Origin of the sequence: Streptomyces sp. NPDC050422 (assembly GCF_044458665.1) — a bacterium.
Classification (GTDB): Bacteria; Actinomycetota; Actinomycetes; order Streptomycetales; family Streptomycetaceae; genus Streptomyces.
In genome coordinates this window covers 46,592-73,223 of record NZ_JBITIE010000031.1, presented here as the reverse complement: position 1 = coordinate 73,223, position 26,632 = coordinate 46,592, and the positions used below count along the sequence as shown (strand labels likewise).

General features: G+C 68.2%; 22 protein-coding genes. 11 read left to right on the top strand and 11 right to left on the bottom strand.

The annotated features are described in order from the left end of the window. Positions 1–92: 92 nt before the first annotated feature. From ACIBJG_RS35340 to ACIBJG_RS35325, 4 genes are read right to left on the bottom strand one after another with little or no spacing between them, the layout of a single operon-like run. Positions 93–866, bottom strand: a complete 774-nt coding sequence (locus ACIBJG_RS35340) for a succinate dehydrogenase/fumarate reductase iron-sulfur subunit (RefSeq protein ID WP_399313960.1) — start codon at positions 864–866, stop codon at positions 93–95. Further along, entirely contained in the window at positions 863–2,773 is a 1,911-nt protein-coding gene (locus ACIBJG_RS35335; protein ID WP_399313958.1) for a fumarate reductase/succinate dehydrogenase flavoprotein subunit, read from the bottom strand. The genes ACIBJG_RS35340 and ACIBJG_RS35335 overlap by 4 nt, the downstream gene beginning before the upstream one ends. Continuing rightward, entirely contained in the window at positions 2,774–3,649 is an 876-nt protein-coding gene (locus tag ACIBJG_RS35330; protein ID WP_399313956.1) for a hypothetical protein, read from the bottom strand. 9 nt (positions 3,650–3,658) lie between these two features. Then, positions 3,659–3,907, bottom strand: a complete 249-nt coding sequence (locus ACIBJG_RS35325; RefSeq protein WP_399313954.1) for a hypothetical protein — start codon at positions 3,905–3,907, stop codon at positions 3,659–3,661. Positions 3,908–4,262: 355 nt separating this feature from the next. On the opposite strand from ACIBJG_RS35325, the gene ACIBJG_RS35320 reads away from it, so the two are divergent. From ACIBJG_RS35320 to ACIBJG_RS35290, 7 genes are all read left to right on the top strand, one after another. Then, the gene (locus ACIBJG_RS35320; RefSeq protein ID WP_399313952.1) at positions 4,263–6,647 is read left to right on the top strand and encodes an ABC transporter family substrate-binding protein; all 2,385 of its coding nucleotides are present in this window, start codon (positions 4,263–4,265) and stop codon (positions 6,645–6,647) included. A gap of 504 nt (positions 6,648–7,151) precedes the next feature. Continuing rightward, positions 7,152–9,023, top strand: a complete 1,872-nt coding sequence (gene typA, locus ACIBJG_RS35315) for a translational GTPase TypA (RefSeq protein WP_399313951.1) — start codon at positions 7,152–7,154, stop codon at positions 9,021–9,023. Between the two features lie 775 nt (positions 9,024–9,798). Next, on the top strand, positions 9,799–11,442 hold the full coding sequence (locus tag ACIBJG_RS35310) for an ABC transporter substrate-binding protein (RefSeq protein ID WP_399313949.1): 1,644 nt from the start codon (positions 9,799–9,801) through the stop codon (positions 11,440–11,442). A 150-nt stretch (positions 11,443–11,592) separates the two neighbouring features. Further along, on the top strand, positions 11,593–12,519 hold the full coding sequence (locus ACIBJG_RS35305) for an ABC transporter permease (RefSeq protein WP_399313947.1): 927 nt from the start codon (positions 11,593–11,595) through the stop codon (positions 12,517–12,519). Further along, positions 12,512–13,459: an ABC transporter permease gene (locus ACIBJG_RS35300; RefSeq protein WP_399313945.1), complete on the top strand. Its 948-nt coding sequence runs from the start codon at positions 12,512–12,514 to the stop codon at positions 13,457–13,459. Before ACIBJG_RS35305 ends, ACIBJG_RS35300 begins: the two co-directional genes overlap by 8 nt. Positions 13,460–13,473: 14 nt before the next feature. Further along, positions 13,474–14,532, top strand: a complete 1,059-nt coding sequence (locus ACIBJG_RS35295; protein ID WP_399313943.1) for an ABC transporter ATP-binding protein — start codon at positions 13,474–13,476, stop codon at positions 14,530–14,532. Beyond that, entirely contained in the window at positions 14,525–15,676 is a 1,152-nt protein-coding gene (locus tag ACIBJG_RS35290; protein ID WP_399313942.1) for an ABC transporter ATP-binding protein, read from the top strand. Before ACIBJG_RS35295 ends, ACIBJG_RS35290 begins: the two co-directional genes overlap by 8 nt. Positions 15,677–15,771: 95 nt before the next feature. On the opposite strand, the gene ACIBJG_RS35285 is transcribed toward ACIBJG_RS35290, so the two are convergent. The 3 genes from ACIBJG_RS35285 to ACIBJG_RS35275 all read right to left on the bottom strand — a co-directional run bounded on the left by ACIBJG_RS35285 (position 15,772) and on the right by ACIBJG_RS35275 (position 18,469). Next, the gene (locus tag ACIBJG_RS35285) at positions 15,772–16,686 is read right to left on the bottom strand and encodes a hypothetical protein (RefSeq protein WP_399313941.1); all 915 of its coding nucleotides are present in this window, start codon (positions 16,684–16,686) and stop codon (positions 15,772–15,774) included. 10 nt (positions 16,687–16,696) lie between these two features. Continuing rightward, positions 16,697–17,746 (bottom strand): helix-turn-helix domain-containing protein, encoded by a 1,050-nt coding sequence (locus tag ACIBJG_RS35280; protein ID WP_399313939.1) that lies wholly within the window; start codon positions 17,744–17,746, stop codon positions 16,697–16,699. Between the two features lie 297 nt (positions 17,747–18,043). Further along, positions 18,044–18,469: an ATP-binding protein gene (locus tag ACIBJG_RS35275; protein ID WP_399313937.1), complete on the bottom strand. Its 426-nt coding sequence runs from the start codon at positions 18,467–18,469 to the stop codon at positions 18,044–18,046. A gap of 163 nt (positions 18,470–18,632) precedes the next feature. Here ACIBJG_RS35275 and ACIBJG_RS35270 point away from each other — a divergent pair, with 163 nt between their 5' ends. From ACIBJG_RS35270 to ACIBJG_RS35255, 4 genes are all read left to right on the top strand, one after another. Further along, positions 18,633–19,511, top strand: coding sequence for a helix-turn-helix domain-containing protein (locus ACIBJG_RS35270; RefSeq protein WP_399313936.1), 879 nt, complete (start codon positions 18,633–18,635; stop codon positions 19,509–19,511). After that, positions 19,508–19,717, top strand: coding sequence for a DUF397 domain-containing protein (locus ACIBJG_RS35265; protein WP_399313934.1), 210 nt, complete (start codon positions 19,508–19,510; stop codon positions 19,715–19,717). Before ACIBJG_RS35270 ends, ACIBJG_RS35265 begins: the two co-directional genes overlap by 4 nt. 294 nt (positions 19,718–20,011) lie before the next feature. After that, positions 20,012–20,539, top strand: a complete 528-nt coding sequence (locus ACIBJG_RS35260; protein ID WP_399313932.1) for a SigE family RNA polymerase sigma factor — start codon at positions 20,012–20,014, stop codon at positions 20,537–20,539. Beyond that, on the top strand, positions 20,532–21,218 hold the full coding sequence (locus ACIBJG_RS35255; RefSeq protein WP_399313931.1) for a hypothetical protein: 687 nt from the start codon (positions 20,532–20,534) through the stop codon (positions 21,216–21,218). The genes ACIBJG_RS35260 and ACIBJG_RS35255 overlap by 8 nt, the downstream gene beginning before the upstream one ends. Before the next feature lie 237 nt (positions 21,219–21,455). Here ACIBJG_RS35255 and ACIBJG_RS35250 read toward each other — a convergent pair whose 3' ends face one another. From ACIBJG_RS35250 to ACIBJG_RS35235, 4 genes are all read right to left on the bottom strand, one after another. Further along, positions 21,456–22,541, bottom strand: coding sequence for an ABC transporter ATP-binding protein (locus tag ACIBJG_RS35250; protein WP_399313930.1), 1,086 nt, complete (start codon positions 22,539–22,541; stop codon positions 21,456–21,458). A 26-nt stretch (positions 22,542–22,567) separates the two neighbouring features. Then, positions 22,568–23,605, bottom strand: a complete 1,038-nt coding sequence (locus ACIBJG_RS35245; RefSeq protein WP_399313928.1) for an ABC transporter ATP-binding protein — start codon at positions 23,603–23,605, stop codon at positions 22,568–22,570. 57 nt (positions 23,606–23,662) lie between these two features. Continuing rightward, entirely contained in the window at positions 23,663–24,643 is a 981-nt protein-coding gene (locus tag ACIBJG_RS35240) for an ABC transporter permease (protein ID WP_399313926.1), read from the bottom strand. A gap of 170 nt (positions 24,644–24,813) precedes the next feature. After that, on the bottom strand, positions 24,814–26,577 hold the full coding sequence (locus tag ACIBJG_RS35235) for an ABC transporter substrate-binding protein (protein WP_399313924.1): 1,764 nt from the start codon (positions 26,575–26,577) through the stop codon (positions 24,814–24,816). Positions 26,578–26,632: the final 55 nt, after the last annotated feature.

The window sequence follows — 26,632 nt, the reverse complement described above, 5'->3', positions numbered from 1 at the left end:
GAGCTTGGGGAAGGAGCTACTAGGGCATTTCGGCAACGCGGCGAGCGTGCGTGCCGGACCACGCGAGACAGACGGGACTTCTCAAACACGACCTAAGTCGCGTCCCGGCGGCGGATCTTGTTCCCCAGCCACACCAGCGGGTCGTACTTGCGGTCCACGGCCCGCTCCTTCAACGGGATCAGCGCGTTGTCGGTGATCTTGATGTGTTCGGGGCACACCTCCGTACAGCACTTCGTGATGTTGCAGAGCCCGAGCCCGTGCTCCTCCTGCGCCGTCGCCTTCCGGTCGAGACCGGCCTCGGCGGCGGCGTCCAGGGGGTGCATGTCCAGTTCGGCGACCCGCATCAGGAAGCGCGGCCCGGCGAAGGCCGCCTTGTTCTCCTCATGGTCGCGCACCACATGGCAGGTGTCCTGGCACAGGAAGCACTCGATGCACTTGCGGAACTCCTGCGAGCGGTCCACATCGACCTGCTGCATCCGGTACTCGCCCGCCTTCACCCCCTCCGGAGGGACGAAGGCCGGGATCTCGCGCGCCTTGGTGTAGTTGAACGACACGTCCGTCACCAGGTCGCGCACCACCGGGAAGGCCCGCAGCGGCGTGACCGTGATCGTCTCCTCGCGGCCGAAGACCGACATCCGCGTCATGCACAGCAGCCGCGGCCGGCCGTTGATCTCCGCGCTGCACGAACCGCACTTGCCCGCCTTGCAGTTCCACCGCACCGCCAGATCGCCCGCCTGGGTGGCCTGGATGCGGTGGATGATGTCGAGGACGACCTCGCCGTCGTTGACCTCGACCTCGAAGTCCTCCGGACCGCCGCCTTCGGCGTCCCCGCGCCACACCCTGAACCGTGCGTCGTAGCTGCTCACTCTTTGAGCTCCTCATCGGCGAGGTACTTGACCAGCTCCTCCTTCTCGAAGAGGGAGAGCAGATCCGGACGGATGGGTTCGGTCACCGTGCGTACGAGTTCGATGCGGCCGCTCGCCGTGTCCTGCTCGTCCACCGGCCGGCACAGGAGGTTGACCGGGCGCCAGGACCGTTCCATCGTGGGGCAGTCCTCGCGGGTGTGACCGCCGCGGCTCTCGGTGCGCTCCAGCGCGGATCGTGCGATGCACTCGCTGACCAGCAGCATGTTCCGCAGGTCCAGGGAGAGGTGCCAGCCGGGGTTGAACTGCCGGTGGCCCTCCACCCCCGCGCGCCGGGCCCGCTCGCGCAGCCCCGCCAGCTTCTCCAGGGCCTGTTCCATCTCGGGGGCCCGCCGGATGATGCCGACCAGGTCGTTCATCGTCTGCTGGAGTGCCTGGTGCAGGGTGTACGGATTCTCCGCCGGCGCACCGTCGGCCAGGTCCTCCGCGCTGAACGGACGCAGTGCCTCCGCGGCCGCCGCGTCGATCTGCGCCTCGTCGACGACGGGCGGGGCACCGGCCGACGCGGCGTACCCGGCGGCGTGCAGACCGGCCCGCCGGCCGAAGACCAGCAGGTCGGATAGGGAGTTCCCGCCGAGCCGGTTCGAGCCGTGCATGCCGCCCGCGACCTCGCCCGCCGCGAACAGACCGGGTACGTCCAGGGCAGCGGCGGTGTCGGAGTCGACGGCTATGCCGCCCATCACGTAGTGGCAGGTCGGGCCCACCTCCATCGCCTCGGCGGTGATGTCGACGTCCGCCAGCTCCTTGAACTGGTGGTACATCGACGGCAGCCGGCGCCGGATCCGCTCCGCGTCCATCCGGGTCGACACATCGAGGAACACCCCGCCGTGCGGCGATCCGCGGCCCGCCTTCACCTCGGAGTTGATGGCGCGGGCGACCTCGTCACGCGGCAGCAGCTCGGGCGGGCGGCGGTTGTGGTCCGGGTCCTCGTACCAGCGGTCGCCCTCCTCCTCCGACTGCGCGTACTTCTCCTTGAACACGTCGGGGACGTAGTCGAACATGAACCGCTTGCCCTCGGAGTTGCGCAGCACCCCGCCGTCGCCGCGCACCGACTCGGTGACGAGGATGCCCTTGACCGAGGGCGGCCAGACCATGCCGGTGGGGTGGAACTGTACGAACTCCATGTTCAGCAGGGGTGCGCCCGCGAGCAGGGCCAGCGCGTGACCGTCGCCGGTGTACTCCCAGGAGTTCGACGTCACCTTGAAGGACTTGCCGATGCCACCGGTGGCGAGGATGACCGCGGGCGCCTCCAGCACGAAGAACCGGCCGGTCTCGCGCTCGTAGCAGAAGGTGCCCGAGACCCTCTCCCCGTCCTTGAGGACGCGGGTCACGGTGCACTCCTGGAAGACCTTCAGCCGCGCCTCGTGGTCACCGAACTCGCGCTCGTCCTCCTGCTGGAGGGAGACGATCTTCTGCTGGAGGGTACGGATCAGTTCGAGGCCGGTACGGTCCCCGACGTGGGCCAGGCGCGGATACTCGTGGCCGCCGAAGTTGCGCTGGGAGATCTTCCCCTCGGGGGTGCGGTCGAAGAGGGCGCCCCAGGTCTCCAGTTCCCAGACCCGGTCGGGCGCCTCCTTGGCGTGCAGTTCCGCCATCCGCCACTGGTTGAGGAACTTGCCGCCGCGCATGGTGTCGCGGAAGTGCACCTGCCAGTTGTCCCCGGAGTTCACATTGCCCATGGAGGCGGCGATCCCGCCCTCCGCCATGACCGTGTGCGCCTTGCCGAAGAGTGATTTGCAGATGACGGCCGTACGGGCCCCGCGCTCCCGGGCCTCGATCGCGGCGCGCAGCCCGGCGCCTCCGGCACCGACCACGACGACGTCCCACTGCTGTCGTTCGAGCTCAGTCATTCAGAAAAACCTCGGATCGTCGAAGGCGCCGGAGGCGACCAGGTACACGTAGAAATCGCACGCCGCCACGCTGATCAGCGAGGCCCAGGCGAGCAGCATGTGACGGGCGTTGAGCCGCCCCACCCAGCCCCACAGCCGGTAGCGGACGGGGTGTTTGGAGAAGTGCCGCAGCCGGCCGCCGATGATGTGCCGGCAGGAGTGGCAGGACAGGGTGTACGCCCAGATCAGGACGATGTTGACCAGGAAGATCAGCGAACCGAGGCCCATGTGGCCCCAGGCGTAGTGCTCGTCGCGGAAGGTGAGCACGGTGTCGTACGTGAGGATCCCGGCGACCGGCACCGCCGCGTAGAAGGCGTACCGGTGGATGTTCTGCATGATCAGCGGGAAGCGGGTCTCGCCGCTGTACTTCTGGTGCGGCTCGGCGACCGCGCAGGCCGGGGGTGAGGCCCAGAAGCCCCGGTAGTAGGCCTTGCGGTAGTAGTAGCAGGTCAGCCGGAAGCCGAGCGGGAAGATCAGGATCAGCAGGGCGGGGGACAGGCCCCACCAGCTGCCGAGGAGATCCCAGTTCGGGCCACCCCGCATGGGGGCGCAGTTGTCCGCCAGACAGGGCGAGTAGAACGGCGAGACGTAGGGGGCGGCGTAGTAGTCCGCGTTCGAGAACGCCCGCCAGGTCGAGTAGACGATGAAGGCGAGCAGTCCGCCCGCCGTCACGGCGGGCGACAGCCACCAGCGGTCGGTCCGCAGATGCCGGGCGGCGATGGCGGCCCGCGTGGGGTGGTTCACGCCCCTCGTCCGGGTCGCCGTCGGTGGCTCCGCACCCGGGGCCCTACCCGCGTCTTTGCCTGAATCCGTACCAGTTTCCGTACCGGTGGCCAAGGAACTCTCCTAGGGGGCGTGCCTGCCGGGGACGCCCAGACCCTCGTCGTCCGAGTCCGTCCACAGGGTGGCGTCGTAGGGCGCCTCGGTGATCGTGATGATGCCGTCGACGGGTGCGGCGTGGCCGGCCGGGCCGAGCGGGTCCGGGGCGGTGTCCGCCGCGCGCAGCTGCGTGAGGCTCCGCTCCAGCCGTCCGACGGTGCGGGCCAGCTCGTCGAGGCAGTGCTGAACAGCCGTCAATTCGTCGTGCAGTGACATGACTTGATCTCACTTCCGCAGTCGCGGGTGGCCATGCTCATGCGCATGCGAGTGTCGCGCGTCACATCTCCGTTGGGAAGAGAGCGGGCCGCCCTGTCTTGCGGAGGGCGGGCGGAGTGCCGGGTTCCGGCCGGTTCCGGCGCTCCGGCGAGTGCCGGGTTCCGGCCGTTCCGGCGCTCCGCCGCACGGGTGACCTTCGGCGCGGCTGCGCCGTGTCTGCGCGGTCTCCCGCGCGTGGGCGTCTTCAGTGGATGGGCGGAACCAGTGTGATCAACTGCAAATGCCATCAAATACGCATCATCCGGTTCATTCGAGGTCGTAAGGGTGGGCCGGGCCGTCCCCGGAGGTATCAGCCATGTCCCACGTCGGCGTCCCGCGCGGGACATCCCGAAAGCGCCGCTCGCTCGCACTGCTCACCACGGGGGTGCTCACCCTCCCCGTACTGGCCGGCTGCAGCTCGGGCGACGACGCGGCCACCCGGGTGGCCGTCACTCCGCAGGACATCGCGCCCGCGGCCCGCGCCCAGGTGGCGGAGGGCGGCACGGTCAACTGGGCCATCGACGCGATGCCCGCCACCCTCAACGCCTTCCAGGCCGACGCCGACAGCGCCACGACCCGCATCACCGGCGCCCTGCTGCCGACGCTCTTCCCGCTGGACGCCAAGGGCAGTCCACAGCTGAACCCGGACTACCTGGAGTCCGCGAAGGTCGTCGACACCGAGCCCCAGCAGGTCGTGCTCTACCGGCTGAACCAGCAGGCGGTCTGGAGCGACGGCCGGGAGATCGGCGCACCGGACTTCGTCGCCCAGTGGCGGGCGCTGAGCGGCAAGGACTCCGCCTTCTGGACCGCCCGCAACGCCGGCTACGACCGCATCGAGAAGATCGAGCGCGGCGCCGACGACCTGGAGGTCAAGGTCACCTTCACCAAGCCGTACGCGGACTGGCGCTCCCTCTTCTCCCCGCTGTACCCGAAGCAGGTGACGGGCTCCCCGGACGCCTTCAACGACGGGGCGCGGACCACGCTCAAGGCGACCGCGGGGCCGTTCCGGCTGGGCAAGGTGGACAAGGAGACGGGCTCCGTCACGCTGGCCCGCAACCCGCGCTGGTGGGGCAGCCCCGCCAAGCTCGACTCACTCGTCTTCAAGGCGGTCGAACCGCAGGACCGTGCGGCGGCGCTGACCGAGGGGAAGGTCGACGTCGCCGACATCGACGCGGCGGCCGCGAACCGCATCGTCCAGGCCGCCCGGGACACCGGAGGCAACGGCGCACCGCCCGCCCACGGCCCCGGTTCCGAGGTCACCCCGGCCCAGGCGCTGCGGTCCTGGGCGCTGGCGCACGGCTCCGACGAGGAGGCGGCCCAGGAGGCACAGGAGGCCCGGGACGAGAAGGCCAAGGCGGCCAAGGCGTACGCCACCGAGCAGAGCGACCTGCGCGCCTACGCGGTCCGCAAGTCCCTGGAGCCCGCCTACACCCAGCTCGCGCTGAACGGCGAGAGCGGGCCCCTAGCCGACGACCGCGTACGCAGGGCCGTGGCCCGCGCCCTGGACCGCCAGGAACTCGCCGACGCCGTACTGCGGCCGCTCGGCCTGCCCGCCGAGCCGCTCGGCAGTCACCTGGCACTCGCCGGTCAGCCCGTGTACAAGGACGGCAGCGACGCGCTCGGCAGCCAGGACACCAAGGAGGCGCAGGCGCTGCTGGCCGACGCGGGCTGGACGCGCGAGGGAGCCCTCAAGAAGACGGACGGGACCAAGGCCGGCAGCGAGGGCGAGAAGCAGAAGGGCACCGAGAAGGCGGAGAAGGAGAAGGCCGAGAAGGAGAAGGCAGAGAAGGAGAAGGGCGAGGAGAAGGCCGGCAGCGCGACGGACGACGGCAAGACCAACGACGCCGCCCGGCGCGAACCCTCCAAGGACGACGGCCTCTACATCGTCGGCGACGACAACAAGCCCGGTGAGGCCGAGGGCGCGGCCACCCACGTCATCGCGCCCGCCCCCGCCGCCGCCGTACAGAGCGCCGCCCTGCTGCGTCAGGTCGGACGCCTGGGCGAGACGGGCACATCCGAGGACGCTCCCGCCCGGATCACCGCCCAGGACCGGCAGCCCGGCGGCGCGGCCGGCGCCTACGCCCCGGCCGGCACCGCGGCCCCCGCCCAGGCCCCCGACTCGGCCCGGGGCCCCCTCGGCAAGGACGGCAAGCCGCTGACGCTGCGGTTCGTCCTGCCGTCCGGTCCGGGCTCCGAGTCGCTGCGCAGCGTCGGCGACAAGATCGCGGCGATGCTGGACACGATCGGGATCCGTACCGAGATCACCAAGGTCTCCGACGACAGCTACTTCCAGGACCACGTCGCCTCCGGTGACTACGACATGGCGCTGTACTCCTGGCCCGCCACCGCCTACCCGGCCACGGACGACCGGCCGATCTTCGCCAAGCCGGTGCCCGCCACCGACGGCTCGCTGCTCGTCGAGCAGAACTACACCCGCGTCGGTACGGACCACATCGACCAGCTCTTCGACGAAGCGGTCTCGGAGCTCGACGAGGGGGCGGCCAGGGACCTGATGAAGCAGGCGGACGCCCGGATCTGGGCCGCCGCAGGATCGATTCCGCTCTTCCAGCGCCCGCAGCTGGTCGCCGCGGACAGGAAGCTCGTGAACGTCGGCGCCTTCGGCTTCGGTGTGCCGCACTACCAGGACATCGGTTTCAAGAAGCCGCAGTCCGCCGGAGCCCCGGCCAACCAGAAGAAGTAGCAGGTCAGCGCCGGTCCGAAAGCTCAGAACTGGCTCAATTCCCTTGCCCGCCGGCCTGCCGGCGGGCAAGGCTGTGCGCACCTGCTGACCCGGGTGACCACTCCGCCGCCCGATCGAAGAGGCCCCAACCCCGACGATCGCGCCGTGGAGGTCCAGCTCCCAGCCCCCCGCCACGGAGCCGCGGCTTCGGAGCCCCACCTCCGGAGTTGTTCCGGCCCCGCGTCCGCGTCGTCCGCCCGGGGGACCGTGTTCATGACCACCGGTGAATTCCGGCGGAAGACCTGATCACGGAGGCGGGAACACCAAGCGGACGCGGGCCCACCGCTTCACCTCGGGCGAGCGCTTCTCCCTGTCCCGTGGCCGATAGGTCTTGCCCGGGAAGCCACAGGCGCGCCCGCCCCGTACCATGGGACTAGCCGTGGCGTGTCTGCCCGGCGGGCGTACGAGGACTCAAGACCGACTAAGACGCCTGAATCCCCGATCCGAGAGAAGCGCAAGCCACCCATGCCCACGCGCCACGACATCCGTAACGTAGCCATCGTCGCCCACGTCGACCACGGCAAGACCACGCTGGTCGACGCCATGCTCAGGCAGGCCGGCGCCTTTGCCGCGCACGCCGCCGAGAACCTCGACGAACGCATGATGGACTCGAACGACCTGGAGCGTGAGAAGGGCATCACGATCCTGGCCAAGAACACGGCCGTGAAGTACCACCCCAAGGATGGCGGCGACGTCATCACGATCAACATCATCGACACCCCCGGCCACGCCGACTTCGGCGGAGAGGTCGAGCGAGGCCTGTCGATGGTGGACGCGGTGGTGCTGCTGGTCGACGCCTCCGAGGGCCCGCTGCCGCAGACCCGCTTCGTGCTCCGCAAGGCGCTCGACGCCAAGCTGCCGGTCATCCTCTGCGTCAACAAGACGGACCGTCCGGACTCCCGGATCGCCGAGATCATCGACGAGACGTACGACCTCTTCCTGGACCTGGACGCCGACGAGGACCAGATCGAGTTCCCGATCGTCTACGCCTGCGCCCGTGACGGCGTCGCCTCGCTGACCAAGCCGGAGGACGGCACCGTCCCGCCGGACAGCGACAGCCTGGAGCCGTTCTTCAGCACGATCCTCTCCGCGGTCCCGGCCCCGGAGTACGACGAGGACGCCCCGCTCCAGGCGCACGTCACCAACCTGGACGCCGACAACTTCCTCGGCCGTATCGCGCTGTGCCGCGTCGAGCAGGGCGAGCTGCGCAAGGGCCAGACGGTCACCTGGATCAAGCGTGACGGTACGCAGTCCAACGTCCGCATCACCGAACTCATGATGACCGAGGCGCTCACCCGTAAGCCCGCCGAGAAGGCCGGTCCGGGCGACATCTGCGCGATCGCCGGTATCCCGGACATCATGATCGGCGAGACCCTGGCCGACACCGAGAACCCGATCGCGCTGCCGCTGATCACGGTCGACGAGCCCGCCATCTCGATGACCATCGGTGCGAACACCTCGCCGCTCGTCGGCAAGGGCGGCAAGGGCCACAAGGTCACCGCCCGTCAGATCAAGGACCGTCTGGACCGCGAGCTGGTCGGTAACGTCTCGCTTCGCGTCCTGGACACCGAGCGCCCCGACGCCTGGGAGGTCCAGGGCCGTGGTGAGCTCGCGCTCGCCATCCTCATCGAGACCATGCGCCGGGAGGGCTTCGAGCTCACCGTCGGCAAGCCGCAGGTGGTCACCAAGCAGATCGACGGCAAGACCCACGAGCCGATCGAGCGCATGACGATCGACTCGCCGGAGGAGCACCTCGGCGCCATCACGCAGCTCATGGCGACCCGTAAGGGCCGCATGGAGACGATGACGAACCACGGTTCGGGCTGGGTCCGCATGGAGTGGATCGTTCCCTCCCGCGGCCTCATCGGCTTCCGTACGGAGTTCCTGACCCAGACCCGCGGTACGGGCATCGCGCACTCCCTGTTCGAGGGCCACGAGCCGTGGTTCGGTGAGCTGCGCACCCGTCACAACGGCTCGCTGGTGGCGGACCGCGCCGGCGTCGTGACGCCGTTCGCGATGGTCAACCTCCAGGAGCGGGGTGTCATCTTCACGGAGGCCACCACCGAGGTCTACGAGGGCATGATCATCGGTGAGAACTCGCGTGCCGACGACATGGACGTGAACATCACCAAGGAGAAGAAGCTCACCAACATGCGTGCGGCTTCCGCGGACACGACGGAGAACGTCGTGCCCGCCCGCAAGCTCTCGCTGGAGCAGTCCCTGGAGTTCTGCCGCGACGACGAGTGCATCGAGGTGACTCCGGAGACCGTGCGTATCCGCAAGGTCGTCCTGGACCAGAAGGAGCGCGGCCGCTCCGCCTCGCGCGCCAAGCGCTGATCGCACCTCGCACGGGGAAGGCCCGGTTCCGCACTTGTCGCGGGGCCGGGCCTTCCTCGTGCCGTCGGTCGGTCTCGGGGGCTTCATCGGCCAGGGACTGCGGAACCCTGCGGAACTCTGCGGAGCTCTGCTGAACTCGCGACTGAGGGGAATATCACGCAAATGAAGTCGGTTCCCGGTCAGTCGCGGCCTGGCCGAATTCGACACCGATTGTCCTCGCCTCTGCCGACGGGGGTGCGGAGGACTTTCCTTCATTACGCACAGTGCTTTCGCGATCGCGGAATGCGAGGGGCTGTGGCCGGTCGCGATGAGCGCTGCGGAATCAGCTGACGGGCCATCTGTTCAGGCGCCCCGTCGGCCTGCTTGCATGGGCTGACGGGGTGTTGTGCGTCTCGCGATCCGGTGGCGGTGGCGCTGCAGCAGAACGCGGAAAAGGAAAGCCGTTTTCGGTGGCCGGACGTCCGACTATCGGGCAGTGCTCTCCGGAACGTGTGTGAACGGTCCGTTTCGGGCGTGTCTGTCTGGTATCGCTTTGTCCGCATTTCGGGTCTACGCGCAGGGTTGATGTTGTCAAAATGAGACCCTTTAGGTGTGGTTTACAGCCCAGTCGTACTTAATAGTTGGCTCCATTGAGCTCGGGTCAATGGGTCACGCACTGTGGGGAGTGCCGACTCACGAGCACACTCAGGGCACTGAAACGATCACCGTCAGGGGTGTCGGTGTATCAACCCAGTGCCCTTCTTGTAGTCAAAAGTGGACTCATGAGGAGGAACCCATGCGTGGTGCCAACAGCGCCAAGTGGGTCGCGGGAGCGGCCATCATCGCCCTGGCTGCGACCGCCTGCGGTGGCAGTGACGGTGACAGCGACAAGGGCATGAGCTCGGGCAAGGCCGACCCGGCCGGCATCCTGACCGCTCAGCTCGGGGAGCCGCAGAACCCGCTCCAGCCGGCGAACGCCAAGGAGAGCCAGGGCAGCCGTGTGCTGCGCACTGTCTTCTCCGGCCTTGTCGACTACGAGCCCGGCACCGGCAAGCTCGAGTACATCAACGCCGAGTCGGTCGAGCCCAACGCCGACTCGTCCGTGTGGACGGTCAAGCTCAAGCCCGGCTGGAAGTTCCACGACGGCACCACGGTCACCGCCAAGTCCTTCGTGGACTCCTGGAACTGGTCGGCCAACGTCAAGAACAACCAGACGAACTCCAGCTGGTTCCAGGACATCAAGGGCTACGCCGACGTCCACCCCGAGAAGGGTGACCCGAAGGCGGACAAGATGTCCGGCCTGAAGGTCGTCGACGACAACACCTTCACGATCAGCCTGACCAGCTCGGTCTCGTACTTCGCGTACAAGCTCGGCTACGACGTCTGGGCGCCGCTGCCCGAGTCCTTCTTCAAGGACCCGAAGGCCGCCGGCCAGAAGCCGATCGGCAACGGCCCCTACAAGTTCGTCTCGTGGGACCACAAGAAGCTGATCAAGGTCCGCAAGTTCGACGGTTACAAGGGTCCGAACGCCGCCAAGAACGGTGGCATCGACTTCAAGAACTACACCACCGCCGACGCCGCCTACTCGGACCTGCGGTCGAACAACCTCGACTGGATCGAGCAGATCCCGACGACGTCGCTGACCAGCTACAAGCAGGACCTCGGCGACCGTGCCATCGACGCCGAGTACTCCGCGGTCCAGTCGATCGTCCCGGCGTTCTACACGGACCAGTTCAAGGACATCAACCCCAAGGTCATCCAGGGTCTGTCCATGGCGATCGACCGTGACACGATCACCAAGACCGTGCTGCACGGCACCCGTACCCCGGCCGACTCGTACGTCGCCCGCGGCGTGCTCGGCTACAAGGCCGGCGCCCTCGGTGACATCACGAAGTACGACCCGGCGAAGGCCAAGGCCCTCATCGCCGACAATGGCGGCGTCCCGGGCAACAAGATCTCGATCCAGTTCAACGCCGACCAGGACCACAAGCCCTGGGTCGACGCGGTCTGCAACAGCATCCGCAAGGCCACCGGTGTCGAGTGCACCGGCGACTCCAAGCCGGACTTCCAGGCCGACCTGAACGCGCGTGACAACAAGCAGGTCAAGTCCATGTACCGCGGTGGCTGGGTGCTCGACTACCCCGTCAACTCGAACTTCATGCGCGACCTGTACGGCACGACCGCCGCCGGTAACACCTCGGGTTACTCCAACAAGGAGTTCGACGCCCTCGCCTCGAAGGCCGACCAGGCCAAGACGCTGGACGAGACCGTCAAGCTCTACCAGGACGCCGAGCAGCTCCTGAAGAACGACATGCCGGCCATCCCGCTCTGGTTCTACAAGAACAACTCGGGCCAGTCGGAGAACGTCTTCGGCAAGATCGTCTACGGCCAGGACGGCGACCCGATCTTCACCGACGTCCAGGTGAAGGCCAAGAACTAACTTTCGGGACCCGAAGGCCGGTTTCGCCGCTCCCGGAAAGGAGCGGCGGAACCGGCCCCTAGGCGTCGGCCCCGGGGCTCTCCCCCCACACCCCGCGGCGGAGAACACTTCGATTAGGCCATCGCCGACCCCTCACGGCATGGAGGCATGATGGGGCGTTACGTCGCAAGGCGACTGCTCCAGATGATCCCGGTATTCATCGGGACCACTCTGATTATTTTCCTCATGGTCCACATCCTTCCCGGTGACCCAATCCGGGCGATGTGGGGAGACAAGGCGGCAGACCCCGCACAGGTCGCGTCGCTGCGCCATGAGTTCGGACTAGACCAGCCCCTGTGGAAGCAGTACGTCGACTACATGGGCAACCTCTTCCAGGGCGACTTCGGGAAGACCTTCGGTGGCCGCGAGGTCATCGACGAGATGTCCGAGTCCTTCCCGGTCACACTCCGGCTGACCGCCGTCGCGATGCTCATCGAGATCATCGTCGGCATCGGCCTCGGCGCCTGGGCGGGCCTGCGGGCCGGCAAGGCCGCCGACACCGGCGTGCTCATCTTCACCCTGATCGTCATCTCGATCCCGGTGTTCGTGCTCGGCTTCCTCGCCCGCTTCGTCCTCGCGGACCAGCTCGGCTGGGTTGCCCCGAACGTCCAGGACTCCACGGACTACGCGCAGTTGTTCCTGCCAGGGTTCGTCCTGGCCATGCTCTCGATGGCGTACGTGGCACGTCTGACGCGTACCACCTTCGCGGAGAACCTGCGCGCCGACTACATGCGGACCGCGATGGCCAAGGGCCTGCCGCGGCGCCGCATCATCGGTGTGCACCTGCTGCGCAACTCGCTGATCCCGGTCGTCACCTTCCTCGGCACGGACGTCGGCGGCTTCATCGGCGGCGCGGTCGTCACCGAAGGCATCTTCAACGTCCAGGGTGTCGGAAACCTGCTCTACAAGGCGCTGCAGCAGCGCGAGGGTTCGACGATCGTCGGCGTTGTCACGGTCTTCGTCCTCGTCATCCTTGTGATCAACCTGATCGTCGACCTGCTGTACGCGGTCCTGGACCCGAGGATCCGGTATGCCTGACGTGACCAAGACCAAGGCCGACGTGGCCGTCGACGCCGTCGCACCGCCGGCCGCGGACGCCCACAAGGCCCAGGGCAAGCCGCGCAGCCTCTGGGGCGACGCGTGGTTCGACCTGCGCCACCGCCCGATGTTCTGGATCTCCTCGATCCTGCTGCTGCTCCTGCTGATCGTCGCGGCGTTCCCCGGCATCTTCACGAGCGTCGACCCGCGCGACGGCGACCTGACCAACCACTTCCTCACCAAGCCGGAACTGGGACACATATTCCAGGCCGACTGGTTCGGTTACGACGGCCAGGGCCGCTCGATCTACTCGCGTGTCATCTACGGCACCCGCGCCTCGATCCTCGTCGGCGTAGGCGTCACGGCGGCGGTCACCCTCGTCGGTGGACTGCTGGGCATGCTCGCCGGCTACTTCGGCGGCTGGCTGGACTCGGTGGTCTCCCGGATCACCGACATCTTCTTCGGCATCCCCTTCCTGCTCGGCGCGATGGTCGTCCTGAACGCCTTCACCGAGCGCAAGGTGTACGTGGTCATCCTGGCCCTGTCCTTCCTGGGCTGGACCTCGATCTGCCGTGTGATGCGCGCCTCCGTGATCACCGCCAAGCAGGCGGACTACGTGACGGCGGCACGCGCACTCGGCGCGGGCACCCCGCGGATCCTCTTCCGCCACGTCCTGCCGAACGCGCTCGCCCCGACCATCGTCGTGGCGACCATCGCCCTCGGCGGCTACATCTCGGCCGAAGCGACGCTCTCGTTCCTCGGACTCGGCCTCGCCGACCCGACGATCTCGTGGGGCATCGACATCGCCGAGGGCAGCAAGGCCATTCGCGACAACCCGCATGCGCTGCTGTTCCCCGCAGGAATGCTCAGCCTCACGGTCTTCGCGTTCATCATGCTGGGCGACGCCGTGCGCGACGCCCTCGACCCGAAGCTGCGCTGAGGAGGGCGTACGACGTGACTACCATCGACAAGACAGCATCCGTCCCGGCGCCCCGCGCCGGTGGCACGGACAGCACACCGCTCCTCGAAGTGCGTGACCTCCACGTGGAGTTCCACACCCGCGACGGCGTGGCCAAGGCCGTCAACGGCGTGAACTACAAGGTGGACGCGGGCGAGACACTGGCCGTGCTCGGTGAGTCCGGATCCGGCAAGTCCGTGACCGCTCAGGCGATCATGGGCATTCTCGACATGCCGCCCGGCAAGATCCCGCAGGGCGAGATCCTCTTCCGCGGCCAGGACATGCTCACCATGAGCAACGAGGAGCGGCGGAAGATCCGCGGCCAGAAGATCGCCATGATCTTCCAGGACGCGCTCTCCTCGCTGAACCCCGTGCTCTCGGTCGGCTACCAGCTCGGCGAGATGTTCCGTGTCCACCAGGGAATGTCGCGCAAGCAGGCCAAGGCCAAGTCCATCGAGCTGATGGACCGGGTCAAGATCCCGGCGTCCAAGGAGCGGGTCAACGACTACCCGCACCAGTTCTCCGGCGGTATGCGCCAGCGCATCATGATCGCGATGGCGCTGGCCCTGGAGCCTGACCTGATCATCGCGGACGAGCCGACCACCGCGCTCGACGTGACGGTCCAGGCCCAGGTCATGGACCTGCTCAAGGAACTGCAGACCGAGTTCAACATGGGCCTGATCCTGATCACCCACGACCTCGGCGTCGTCGCCGACGTCGCGGACAAGATCGCGGTCATGTACGCGGGCCGGATCGTCGAGACGGCGCCGGTGCACGAGCTGTACAAGCGGCCCGCGCACCCGTACACCCGGGGTCTGCTCGACTCGATCCCGCGCCTGGACCAGAAGGGCCAGGAGCTGTACGCGATCAAGGGCCTGCCGCCCAACCTGCTCAAGATTCCGTCCGGTTGCGCCTTCAACCCGCGCTGCCCGAAGGCGGAGGACATCTGCCGTACGGAGATCCCGGCCCTGGTGCCGGTCTCCGAGCGGGACGGCGGCGAACTGCCCGGACGCGGCAGCGCCTGCCACTTCTGGAAGGAGACGATCCATGGCTGAGCTGGACAAGACGGACGGCCCCGTGGACGCCACTCCGAACGTCACCGACGTGGTGGCCGCGGAAGCGGCCGACGAGTCGGCGGCGGTCGCGGCGATCGAGGCCCCCGCGGAGCGCGGTGAGCCGATTCTCCAGGTGCGCAATCTGGTCAAGCACTTCCCGCTGAGCCAGGGCATCCTGTTCAAGCGCCAGGTCGGCGCGGTGAAGGCCGTCGACGGCATCTCCTTCGACCTGTACCAGGGCGAGACGCTCGGCATCGTCGGCGAGTCCGGCTGTGGCAAGTCCACGGTCGCGCGTCTGCTGATGACGCTGGAGACGGCCACGGCCGGCGAGGTCTTCTACAAGGGCCAGGACATCACCAAGCTGTCCGGCCGCGCGCTGAAGGCCGTACGCCGCAACATCCAGATGGTGTTCCAGGACCCGTACACCTCGCTGAACCCGCGCATGACGGTCGGCGACATCATCGGGGAGCCCTTCGACATCCACCCCGAGGTGGCCCCGAAGGGTGACCGGCGGCGCAAGGTCGAGGACCTGCTGGACGTCGTCGGTCTCAACCCGGAGTACATCAACCGCTATCCGCACCAGTTCTCCGGCGGCCAGCGCCAGCGCATCGGCATCGCCCGCGGTCTCGCGCTCAACCCGGAGATCATCATCTGCGACGAGCCGGTCTCCGCGCTCGACGTGTCGGTGCAGGCGCAGGTCATCAACCTGATGGCGAAGCTCCAGGACGAGTTCAACCTGTCCTACCTCTTCATCGCGCACGACCTGTCGATCGTCCGGCACATCTCCGACCGGGTCGGCGTCATGTACCTCGGCAAGATGGCCGAGATCGGTACGGACGAAGAGATCTACGAGCACCCGACGCACCCCTACACCCAGGCGCTGCTGTCGGCGGTTCCGGTCCCGGACCCCGAGGCCCGTAACCGCGGCGAGCGGATCATCCTCACCGGCGACGTCCCGTCCCCGGCCAACCCGCCGTCGGGCTGCCGCTTCCGCACCCGCTGCTGGAAGGCCGAGGCGAAGTGCGCCGAGGAGATGCCGCTGCTGGCGATCCCCGAGCGCTTCAAGACCTCGACGACGCCGGCCGCGCACGAGTCGGCGTGCCACTTCGCGGAGGAGAAGGACGTGGTGGGCGCGGCCTCGTAACCGCACAGCCTGCTGCGACACGTCGGACCCCTCGGGAGCCCATACGGGCACCCGGGGGGTCCGTCTTCTTGTGCCCGATCAGGGGCGGCGGCCGGTCAGTGGTCGGGGGTGAAGACTTCGTCGGCGGTGGTGGCGGTGGCGGCGCGCTGGAGCCACTGGTTCAAAAGGGGGGAGTCGGTGCAGGCCGTGATCTTCTGCCGGAGCGCGTCGGTGAGGGCGATGCTGCGTGCGTCGAGGATCAGCAGGAGGCTCTTTGCCTGGGCTTCTGCCTGGCCTTGGGCGCGGCCTTGGGCGCGGCCCTGGGCTCGGCCTTCGTCGCGGATTTCTTCGGACATGAAGGACTTGTAGAAAGAGGTATCCACGGCCACCAGGTTCCTCCATTGTTGTGCGGCCGGGCGGTTGCCCAGGCCTTGTGCGGTCAGTTCGGCGATGGGTTCGGCGATGTTGTCCGGTGCCTCGCGCAGTGCGGCGGAGAGTGTTTTCAGTATGGCACCGACGTCCGGATTGTCGGCGTGGGTGATGGCGGCGAGGGTGGCGAGTGCGAGGTCTTTGCGGGCTTCGGCGACGTTGGTGATGACGGGCATGTTGTGGGGTCCGGCGACGAGTGGGTTGAGGGTGAGGGTGGGCCATTGGCGGAGGCCGATGGTGATGGGGGTGGCGGCCCATTGGGCGGTGGTGTGGTCCTGGCAGACGATGAGGAGGAGGACGGGCAGGGCGCCGTATTTGTTGTGGAGGTAGCTGACGTAGTAGGGCCAGCTGGTGGTTTTGCGGGGGTCTTTCTTGCCTTGGGCTTCGATGGCGAGGAGGAAGGGTCCGTCGTGTTGGGTGTCGATGCGTAGGAGGGTGTCGACGCGGCGTTCGACGGGGCTGTTTTCGGTGAGGTCGTTGGGTAGGACGGTGGCCGAGGTGGGTGGTGGGATGTGGACGCCGAGGACTTCGGATACGCGGGAGAAGAGGCCGGGGTATTCCTGGAAGATGCGGTGCATTGCTTCGTGGGGTGAGCTGACCATGGGGGTCCGTTCAGGGGGTGTGGGTGGCTGCGTGTGTGTTGGTGTGGCAGTCGCGGCAGTGGCCGGGGTGGGTGGCGCGGAAGGCGCGGTCGCAGGTGTCGCAGTTCTGGAGCGGGATGACGAGGGGTTTGCGGCGGGGCGGTGCGGTGAGGTCGGCGGTGCCGGGGAGTGGGGGCGGTAGGAGTGTGGTGATGCGGTGGTGGACGAACTTCGCGGGGTGTTTGACGGGGGTGGGGAGTTCGCTGGTGAGGGCGTGGCGGATGGTGTCGGGGTGGACGTCGCGTTCGAGCCAGGCAGCCACACCGGCGGCCAGGGCGGGGATGTCGTCTTCCTTGAAAGCGAGTTGGGGTGCGTGGCGGCGTAGGTCGGTGAGGACGGCCGTGGCGGCCCGGTGAAGTTCCTCGGTGGGTGTGTGCGGCTGGGGGAGGGGTGGGGGTTGCTTCCTGGGGGCGGTCGGGGCGGGTACGCAAACGGGGGCGGGTGCCGGCGCGTGTTTCGGGGCCTCAGTCGTCTTCGGTTCGGGTGTGGGCGAGTTGGGAGTGATGTGGGCGGGTTTCGGGGCTGATTCGGGTGTGGTGGGCGCCCACATCGCTCTCAACTCCGGGGCTGGAGGTGGGTTGAGCTGTCCGGCCTGCCGTCGTGGCTTCTGCTGTGGTGCGGTGACCGGTGGTGTGGTGGCGTCCGGCTGGTTGTACGAGAGGGTGCGGGTGACGAAGCGGCCGTTGGGGAGGCGTACGCGGCTGCGGTGGAGGTAGCCCTCGGCTTCGAGTTCGTGGAGTGCGGCGGTGATGCGGGCTTCGCTTTCGGGGAAGCGGTCGGTGAGGACCTTGATGCCGACTTTGGCCCCGGCGGGCATGGACTGGATGTGGACGGCGAGCCCGATGGCGATGAGGGAGAGTTCGTGGTTCTGGGCGAGGTGGTTGCCGATGATCACGAAGCCGGAGGCGTGGCGGGTGTTGACGTGGATGACGCCGGATGTCGGCGTGACGTCATGGGAGCCGGGAGCGCCGGGGGAGCCGGGCTGGGCGCACGGGGGCGCGATAACCTGCGGGGTATCCATCGGGAAGCGTCTTCTTCCTCGTGGTCAGGCCTCGGTCGGGATTACAGTCCCGGCCGGGGCCGTCTCGTGTCTGTGGTTGTCGCGGCGAGCATATGCCAGCCAACCCGCCTCGGATCCAGCCCAGTTGCCACAGTTCACTCGCGCGAGTGACGCAGGTCAGGACGGGGGTGGGGTGGGGTTTGGTGGGGTTATTTCCCTGAGTTCTTTAAAAGCATTCAGCGGTGGTGGGTTGCGGGGGGGGGGGGCGCGGGGGCGGGGCGGGGGGGGGCGCGCCCCCCCCCGACCCGGTGGAGTCGGTCACGGTACGAGGTCGAGTTCCGCCCACACCGTCTTGCGCGGGACGGGGCCCGGAACGATGCCCCAACGGTCGGCGAGCGCCTCGACGATGAGCAGGCCCCGCCCGCTGTCCGCGAGTGGGTCGGGCGTGGCTGCGGCGGGCAGGCGGTCGCCCCGGGTGTCGGTGACCTCGATCCGTAGTCGGCTGTCGGGGTGGACGGTGAGGCGGAGTTGGAAGTCCCGTCCAGTGACCCGCCCGTGGACCGTGGCATTGGTGGCGAGCTCCGCAACGATGTGCGCGGGCGACTCCGAGCGCAGTCCCCAGAGGTCGAGATGGGCCACGGCGTGAAGGCGGGCGAGCCGGGCGCCTCGGCGGGTGGGGGAGAGCAGCACCGTGAACGTGCGTTCGGTGGTGCGGAGTTGGGGGGTGGCGGTTTGTTGGTTCACGTCACTCAGCGTGGCCGGATCTGCGTACCGTGCCCAGTGACCCAGCCCTTGCGTACGGTGATTGTCCCGGGCTTGTCCAGCGCTGTCCCGGCTGTCCGGAGTGACGTGCGGGGAACAGAGGCGGTTGAGAAAGAACGGCACGCACGTCGGAAGTGGGGCACGGATGAGTGTGGACGGGGTCGGTACGGAGCAGGGTGACGGCGGGGCGGACGAGCCGGGTTGGGACGTCGATCCCGATGACGAGTCGGGCGTTGCGGTGGTCGCCGCCGTGGGACGCCAGATCAAGGCCTGGCGCGAGGCGGCCGGGCTGCGGGCCGGCGAGCTCGGTGCCGCGATCGGGTACGGGGAGAACCTGGTCTACAAGGTGGAGGGCGGGCAGCGGATCCCGCGCCCGGAGTTCCTGGACAAGGTGGACGAGGTGGTCGGCGCGGGCGGCAAGATCGCTGCGATGAAGCAGGATCTGGCGGCGGTCCGGTACCCGAAGAAGGTGCGGGACCTGGCGGGGGTGGAGTCGAAGGCAGTCGAGATCGCCGCCTACGTCGCGCACGGCGTGCATGGGCTGTTGCAGACTCCGGGCCATGCGCGGGCGCTGTTCGAGGCCCGGCAGCCCGCGTACTCGCAGGATGAGGTCGAACGGATGGTGGCCGCGCGGATGGCCCGGCAGTCGATCTTCGAGCGGTCACCTGCTCCCGCCCTCAGCTTCGTGCTGGAGGCGTCGGCACTCAGGCGGCCGATCGGGGGCACAATGGAGTGGCGGCAGCAGCTCGAACGGCTGCGGCAGATCGGGCAGTTGCGCCACGTCACCCTCCAGGTGATGCCTACGCACCGTGAGGCGCATCCTGGGATGGACGGTGACATCGACGTGCTGAAGTTCAAGGACGGCACGGCGGTCGGACGTTCGCACGGCGCGTTCAATGGGCGCTCAGTGACCGACGCCAGACAGCTCCGCATCCTTGAGCTGCGGTATGGCATCATCCGGGCCGAGGCTCTCACTCCCCGAGAGACTCTGGCCCTCATCGAACAAGTGCTGGGAGAGACATGATCCGCAGGACTTCTGCGCAGGACGTTTCTGAGCTGGCCTGGTTCAAGAGCAGCTACAGCAGCAACGGCAACGAAGGCGACTGCGTCGAGGTCGCCGCGGCGCCGGGCTCGGTACACGTGCGCGACTCCAAGAACGTGCAGGGGGCGCGGCTCGCCTTCGGGTTCGGCGCGTGGGCGGCCTTCACGCCCTACGCGTCGACAAGCTGAACTCGTCGCGATCTGAATGCCTCCTGCTGCGGAAGCCAGGAGGGATAGGGCGCCCGGAACCCATCGGTTCCGGGCGCCCTTCGTTGCTCCGCAGACCCGCCGAGAATCCGAACCGCTCACGGAAGCCCCAGCCTCTGCCTCGGCGCACGCGCGCCCCGGGCGACGGGGCAGGCCCACGCCGTGGTGGGGCCACAGGGGAAGGCCGGACCGAAAGCCGTCCGTAACATCGGCCGCCGCCCGGGCGTGTATGGGGTAGAGGCAGTTCTCGGGCATGTGAGGAGACGGACGGGGGCCATGACGGCAGATTTCGAGGATTCCGAGGCATTCGACGCGTTCTATGCGGCGACCGCCAAACGCCTGGTCGCCACGGTGTACGCGGTGACGGGCGATCTGGGTGAGGCAGAGGACGCCGTTCAGGAAGCGTATGTGCGGGCCTGGCAGCGGTGGGACAAGGTCTCCGGGGCCGGTGACCCGCTGCCGTGGGTACGGACTGTGGCGGTGCGGCTGGCGATCAGTACGTGGCGCAGGACGCGCGGCCGGCTGCGGGCGCACTTCCGGCACGGCGTGCCCGCCGATGTGCCGGGTCTGTCCGAGGACCGGGTGGCCCTGGTCGGCGCGCTTGGGGAGTTGAGCAAGGACCAGCGCCAGGCGGTGGTCCTGCACCACATGCTCGGCCTTCCTGTGGAGGAAGTGGCCCGGGAGACAGGAGCGTCGAGCGGTGCGGTGCGGACCCGGCTCCACCGGGCCCGCAGGATTCTCGGCGAGCGGCTCGCCGACACGTCGGTCGTTACGGAGCGGAAGGGGAGGGTGGACCATGGCTGAGGTCGAGGACCTGCTTGAGGGCGTTGCCGTGCGGTTGCCGGCCGCGGAGGAGATTCGGGCAAAGGGACAGCGGCGGCGGACCCGCAGCCGCGCGGTGCGGGCGGGTGCGGGGGGCGCGGCCCTCCTAGTGGCGGCGGGTGCGTGGGTGCTGCTTCCGTCGGACGACCAGGGAACCCGGCAGACGGTCGCCACCGCGACGGCCAACCCCTTCCGGACGGACGGGGAGATCCAGATGCTCCGGACCGACGAACTGCCCGGGAACGCGCGGTGGCACTGGAAGGAGAGCGCGAGCCTGCCGGCGGGCGCCGGACGGCGGAGCGGCCCTCTGCCCCAAGTGGGCCTGGACGAGGCATGTCCTGGTTCGTTCGTCGTGAAGGACTCGCCCGGGCAGAAGGCGTACAGCCTGTTGTACACGGGGCGCGACCACGCCCTTGCCCAGTACCGGGTCGTCGAGTACGACGACACCGCGACTGCCCGGTCCCAGGTGGCGGAGCTGCGGGAGGAGATCACGAAGTGCGGTCTGCGGGCCGTGTCGCCGACGGCGCGGGAGGCGGAGGAGGGCAGCAAGGCCTGGTCCGGAACGGTGCGGGACGGCCGGTCGATGCGGGTCACCGTCCGGCGCTGGAACTCCTGGGTGTCGGTGGCCGAGGTACTGGACGGGGCGCCGCCCGTCGGCTGACCGCCGCTTGCCTCGAAGAACGGCCACGTAGGCGCCGCCCGCAACCGCGTGACGAAAGGCGCCCCGGAACCGATCGGTTCCGGGGCGCCTTCCCCGTATACCCGGGAACCGGGCTCGCAGGTGGCTCGGGTCAATGGGCCGACGTGCTCGGTTCTCTGGGCCGGGACGGACGCGCGGGACGAGGGACCGATCGGGTCCACCGTCCGCGGGGCAGCCCCGGGGCCGAGGAGAGGGGTGTCAGCCTCGGGCCTTGGGGTCTTGGGTGGTCTCCTTGCCGGACTTCGCCAGGTCGGCCTTGCGGGCCTGCGGGACCAAGGACGCGGACTGGGAGTCCTCGGGGTAGTGGCAGGCCGTCAGATGGCCGTCCCGGCTGCCTTCTATCTGCACCAGCGGCGGGGCCTCGCTCGCGCACTTGTCCGTCGCCTTCCAGCAACGGGTGCGGAAGCGGCAGCCCGACGGCGGGTTGAGCGGGGAGGGCACGTCACCGGTGAGCAGGATGCGCTCGCGGGGCGGGACCTGGTCCGCGGTGGGCTCGGGCACGGCGGACAGGAGGGCCCGGGTGTAGGGGTGGCGGGGGTTCCCGTACAGGTCCTCGCGGTCGGCGATCTCGACGATCTTGCCGAGGTACATGACGGCGACGCGCTGCGAGAAGTGGCGCACGATCGCGAGGTCGTGGGCGATGAAGAGGAACGCGATGCCGAGTTCCTTCTGCAGCTTCTGGAGCAGGTTGACGACCTGGGCCTGGATCGACACGTCCAGTGCGGAGACCGGCTCGTCGGCCACGATCAGCTTCGGCTCCAGGGCCAGCGCGCGGGCCACCCCGATGCGCTGACGCTGGCCGCCGGAGAACTCGTGCGGGAAGCGGTTGTAGTGCTCCGGGTTGAGACCGACGGTCTCGAGGAGCTCGCGGACACGCGACTCGAAGCCCCCGGCCGGCTTGATGCCGTTGATCTCCATCGGGGCCGAGATGATCTTGCCGACGGTCTGACGCGGGTTCAGTGACGCGTACGGGTCCTGGAAGATCATCTGGATGTCGGACCGGATCGGTGCGAGCTGCCGACGGCCGGCGTGCGTGATGTCCTGGCCCTGATAGCTGATGGTGCCGCCGGTGGGCTCCAGCAGACGGGTGATGAGCCGGCCCGTCGTGGACTTGCCGCAGCCGGACTCGCCGACCAGGCCCAGGCTCTCGCCGGCGGCGATCTGGAGGTCGAGACCGTCCACGGCCTGGACCGCGCCGATCTGCCGCTTGAAGGGGAACCCGCCCATCACCGGGAAGTGCTTGGTCAGGCCTTTGACGTCAAGGAGGGGGGTCGTGTTGCTCATGATCGTGGAATCCCGTCTCTTGTACGTCAGTGCGACTGGCTCGTGGTGTATTCGGCGAAGAAGTCGCGCCGTTGGTCCGCCGTGAGGTGGCAGGCCGCGGTGTGCCCGCCGACACCCTCAAGCACCGGCCGCTTACCGGAGCAGAGGCCGCTCTCCGTCCGCTCCGTGAAGCCGCACCGCGGGTGGAAGCTGCAGCCGGACGGCGGGTTGAGGAGCGACGGGGGCGCTCCCGGGATCGGCGACAGCGGTACGTCGACCGGCCCGTCCAGCGTCGGCATGGACCCCAGCAGACCCCAGGTGTACGGGTGCTGGGGCACGCCCAGCACCTCCTTCTTCGTGCCGCTTTCCACACACCGGCCGCCGTACATCACCAGCACGTCGTCGGCGATGTCGGCGATGACACCGAGGTCGTGGGTGATGAAGATGATCGCCGTGCCGAACTCCTGCTGGAGTTCCTTGAGCAGGTCCATGATCTGGGCCTGCACGGTGACGTCGAGCGCGGTGGTCGGCTCGTCCGCGATCAGCAGCTCGGGGTCGCAGACCAGCGCCATGGCGATCATCGCGCGCTGGCGCATACCGCCGGAGAACTGGTGCGGGTAGTCGTCGACGCGCATGTCCGGCTGCGGGATACCGACCCGCCGCAGCATCTCGACCGCCCGCGCGCGGGCGTCCCTCTTCGAGGCGCCCGTGTGCTTGCGGTACGTCTCGCTGATCTGCTTGCCGATCGTGTGGTACGGCGACAGCGAGGCCAGGGCGTCCTGGAAGATCATCGACATCGTGTTGCCGCGCAGCTGCTCCAGCTGCCGCTCGGTCGCGGTGAGCAGGTCCTTGCCGTCGAGCAGGATCTCGCCGTCGATGGCGGTGTGGCCGGGGTCGTGCAGGCCCAGGATCGTCAGGTTCGTGACGGACTTGCCGGAGCCCGACTCGCCCACGATGCCGAGGGTCTTGCCCCTGGCCAGGTCGAAGGAGAGACCGTCGACGGCCTTGACGACGCCGTCTTCGGTGGAGAAGTGGACCTTCAGGTCCTTGACGGACAGGAAGGGCTGCTGGTCGGTGCTCGTCACGGGGACGCTCCTGAGAGGGTGATGCCGGGGTAACTGTCGAGGGCGGGGCGCCCGGGGTCAGGCGAGCCGGATCCGCGGGTCGATGAAGGCGTAGACGGCGTCGATGATGATGTTCATGAACACGATCGCGCCGGCTGCCAGGACGGTGACGCCCAGCACCATCGGCAGGTCGCTCTTGATGGTGGAGTCCACCGCCAGGCGGCCGATGCCCTGCATGCTGAAGGTCGTCTCGGTGATGATCGCGCCGCCGATCAGCACACCCAGGTCGATTCCGAAGACGGTGACGATCGGTCCCATCGCGCCGCGCCAGGCGAAGCGGAAGAACACGTTGGCCCGGGAGAGGCCCTTGGCACGGGCCGTGCGTACGTAGTCCTCGCTGAGCTCCTCGACGAGCTGGGAGCGTGTCATACGGGTGTAGTTGGCGGTGAAGATGATCGCCAGGACGAACCACGGCAGAAGGAGTCCTGAGAACCAGGCGGCCGGGTCCTCGGTGATCGGGGTGTACGACGGCTGCGCGAACAGGCCGAGCTTCGTGACGAGGAAGAACATCGCGATGTAGCCGACGAAGTAGATCTGCAGCGAGGAGCCGAACAGCGAGGCCGAGCTGGCGAACTTGTCCAGGAACTTGCCCTGCTTGACGGCGGCCAGCATGCCCGCGCCGATGCCGAGGATCAGGAACACGATGGCCGCGCCGAAGGCGAGCGAGAGGGTCGTCGGCAGGCGGTCCAGGATCGTGCCGAGGACGGGCTCGCGGTTGGCGAAGGAGTAGCCGAGGCAGGGCGCGGCGCAGTATCCGTAGCTGGCGTAGTCGCGCCCCGCGAAGACGCCCACCAGCCAGTGCCAGTACTGCACCGGGACCGGCGAGTCGATGCCCAGATTCTGCCGCACCTGCGCGAGGTTTTCCGGTGTGCAGTTCTTGCCGCACGACATCATCGCCGGGTCACGCGGGACGGCGTAGAAGAGGGCGAAGGTGATGGCACTGACGATCAGAAGGATGACCAGTGCGCCGAGGATTCGGCGGAAGAGAAAGCGGGGCATGGGGGCGTGACTTTCCGGACGGGGCGCCGTCGCCGGGGCGTGATAGGGAGAGAGCCGGAGAGGGAGGCCGGGCGAGCGGCCGCCCCCGGCGGCCCCACCGCCGGACCCGCGTCGGCCTCCTCCGAGAGGCGGCCGACGCGGGTCCGGCGACGGGACCCGGGTGGTACGGCCTACTTCATGGCGTACATCTTGCAGAGGGCGACGCAGGTGTTGGCGCTGTCGTAGACCACGTTGCCGACCTTGGACCCGTGCATCCAGTTGCGGAGCGGGTGGTAGTCCGGGACCGTGGCGGCCAGCTCCATGATCTGACGGTCGATCGCGCCCCAGGCCTTGTTGGCTGCCTCGGTGTCCGCGATCGCGGAGGCCGCGTTGATGGCCTTGTCGACGCTCGGGTCCTTCAACTGGGCGTAGTTGCTACGGCCGTCGCCGATGTTCTCGCCGCTCCAGCAGGGGTAGAAGACGGAGTAGCCGTTCGGCCAGTCCGGGCTCCAGCCCGCGGCGAACATGTCGAAGTCGTTGTCGATCTTGCCGATCTGGGTGTAGAAGGTCGACTTGTCGATCTGCTTGTTGACGACGGTGAAGCCGGCCTTCTCCAGCGCGTTCTTGACCGCGACGGCCTGCTTCAGCGCGTTGTCCGAGGTCTGCCAGGCGATGACCAGCTTCTGGCCTTCCTTGCCGGCCTCCTTCAGCAGGGCCTTGGCCTTGACCGGGTCGCCGCCGGGCTTCGTGGTCGCGCCGTACAGGTCGAACTTCTGGTAGCCCGGGGTCACCGGCGAGAAGATGGTCGTGGCGATCTCGGTGCTCGAGGCGCCGCCGCGGATGGTCTGCAGCTGCTGGTGCGGCCAGGCCCAGTTGATGGCCTGGCGGACCTTGACGTCCGTGATGCGGGTCGTGTTGATCGGCCAGTAGTAGGTCGCCGTGTCGACCGCGTTGAGCACGCGCTTCTTGTACTGCGGGTTGGTGAGGACCTGGGCGATACGCTCCGCGGCGACCTCGTTGAAGATCGTCATCGCGTACTGGTCCTTGCCCGAGTCCGCGATGAAGCGGTCCGTGGCGGCCAGCGGCTGGAAGCCGAACTGGAAGACGTACTTGTCCGGGTAGTTGTTGCGGATCGAGTCGGTCGCCGGGTCCCAGTGCTCGTTGCGCACGTAGGTCAGCGACTTGCCTATGCTGCGGCTCTCGATCTTGTACGGGCCGTTGCAGAACGGCTGCTTGTCGTACTTCTCCTTGGTGTCGTGCTTCTTGTTCACCAGGGCGTAACCACGCATGGCGAGCGTGAAGTTGAAGTCCGCGCGCGGCTCGTTCAGACGGAAGGTGATGGTCTTGCCCTCGACCTCGAGGGAGTCCAGCTTCTTGCCCTCGTAGGGGCCCTTGTACTTGTCGCCGCCGACCAGGAACTGCTGGACGTAGCGGGGGCCTTCGGTGACGAAGGAGGCGAAGCCGCGCTCGAAGGTGTGGCGGAGGTCGTCCCCGGAGATCTCCGAGCCGTCCTCCCACTTCACACCGTCCTTCAGCGTGAACGACCAGGTCTTGCCGGCGTCCTTCATCGTGCCGGCGTCGGTGGCGAGGTCGCCGACCAGCGTGGCGCCGCCCTTGTTGTCGATCTTGTAGCCGGTGAGGCCACGCAGGATCGGGACGGTGATCGCGGCCTCGGTGGAGACGTAGATCTGCGCCGGGTCCATGTGGTCCATGTCGAACTGGTCGAGCGAGTAGAGCGTTCCGCCCTTGACCGCTCCCGTGACCTCCGCGGCCGGCCCGGTCGAGTCGGCCTTGGTGCCGACCAGGATCTCCTGGGTCTTGGAGCCGCTGACCTTGGGAGCCGAATTCTTCTTGGAGCTTCCGCCGTCGTTGCTGCCGCCGCACGCCGTGAGGACGGACGACGAGGCCGCCACCACGCCGGTGGCGATCAGAAAGTTTCTACGGGAGAAAGACATGGGTGATCCTGCCTCATAGGGACGATCGGAACGGATGGTGCCGGCCTTGCGTGCT

Coding starts and splice junctions, on each gene's coding strand:
- ACIBJG_RS35335 (WP_399313958.1), bottom strand. CDS start 2,773: ATGACTGAGCTCGAACGACAGCAGTGGGACGTCGTCGTGGTCGGTGCC.
- ACIBJG_RS35325 (WP_399313954.1), bottom strand. CDS start 3,907: ATGTCACTGCACGACGAATTGACGGCTGTTCAGCACTGCCTCGACGAG.
- ACIBJG_RS35320 (WP_399313952.1), top strand. CDS start 4,263: ATGTCCCACGTCGGCGTCCCGCGCGGGACATCCCGAAAGCGCCGCTCG.
- typA (WP_399313951.1), top strand. CDS start 7,152: ATGCCCACGCGCCACGACATCCGTAACGTAGCCATCGTCGCCCACGTC.
- ACIBJG_RS35310 (WP_399313949.1), top strand. CDS start 9,799: ATGCGTGGTGCCAACAGCGCCAAGTGGGTCGCGGGAGCGGCCATCATC.
- ACIBJG_RS35305 (WP_399313947.1), top strand. CDS start 11,593: ATGGGGCGTTACGTCGCAAGGCGACTGCTCCAGATGATCCCGGTATTC.
- ACIBJG_RS35300 (WP_399313945.1), top strand. CDS start 12,512: ATGCCTGACGTGACCAAGACCAAGGCCGACGTGGCCGTCGACGCCGTC.
- ACIBJG_RS35290 (WP_399313942.1), top strand. CDS start 14,525: ATGGCTGAGCTGGACAAGACGGACGGCCCCGTGGACGCCACTCCGAAC.
- ACIBJG_RS35285 (WP_399313941.1), bottom strand. CDS start 16,686: ATGGTCAGCTCACCCCACGAAGCAATGCACCGCATCTTCCAGGAATAC.
- ACIBJG_RS35280 (WP_399313939.1), bottom strand. CDS start 17,746: ATGGATACCCCGCAGGTTATCGCGCCCCCGTGCGCCCAGCCCGGCTCC.
- ACIBJG_RS35270 (WP_399313936.1), top strand. CDS start 18,633: ATGAGTGTGGACGGGGTCGGTACGGAGCAGGGTGACGGCGGGGCGGAC.
- ACIBJG_RS35265 (WP_399313934.1), top strand. CDS start 19,508: ATGATCCGCAGGACTTCTGCGCAGGACGTTTCTGAGCTGGCCTGGTTC.
- ACIBJG_RS35260 (WP_399313932.1), top strand. CDS start 20,012: ATGACGGCAGATTTCGAGGATTCCGAGGCATTCGACGCGTTCTATGCG.
- ACIBJG_RS35255 (WP_399313931.1), top strand. CDS start 20,532: ATGGCTGAGGTCGAGGACCTGCTTGAGGGCGTTGCCGTGCGGTTGCCG.
- ACIBJG_RS35250 (WP_399313930.1), bottom strand. CDS start 22,541: ATGAGCAACACGACCCCCCTCCTTGACGTCAAAGGCCTGACCAAGCAC.
- ACIBJG_RS35240 (WP_399313926.1), bottom strand. CDS start 24,643: ATGCCCCGCTTTCTCTTCCGCCGAATCCTCGGCGCACTGGTCATCCTT.
- ACIBJG_RS35235 (WP_399313924.1), bottom strand. CDS start 26,577: ATGTCTTTCTCCCGTAGAAACTTTCTGATCGCCACCGGCGTGGTGGCG.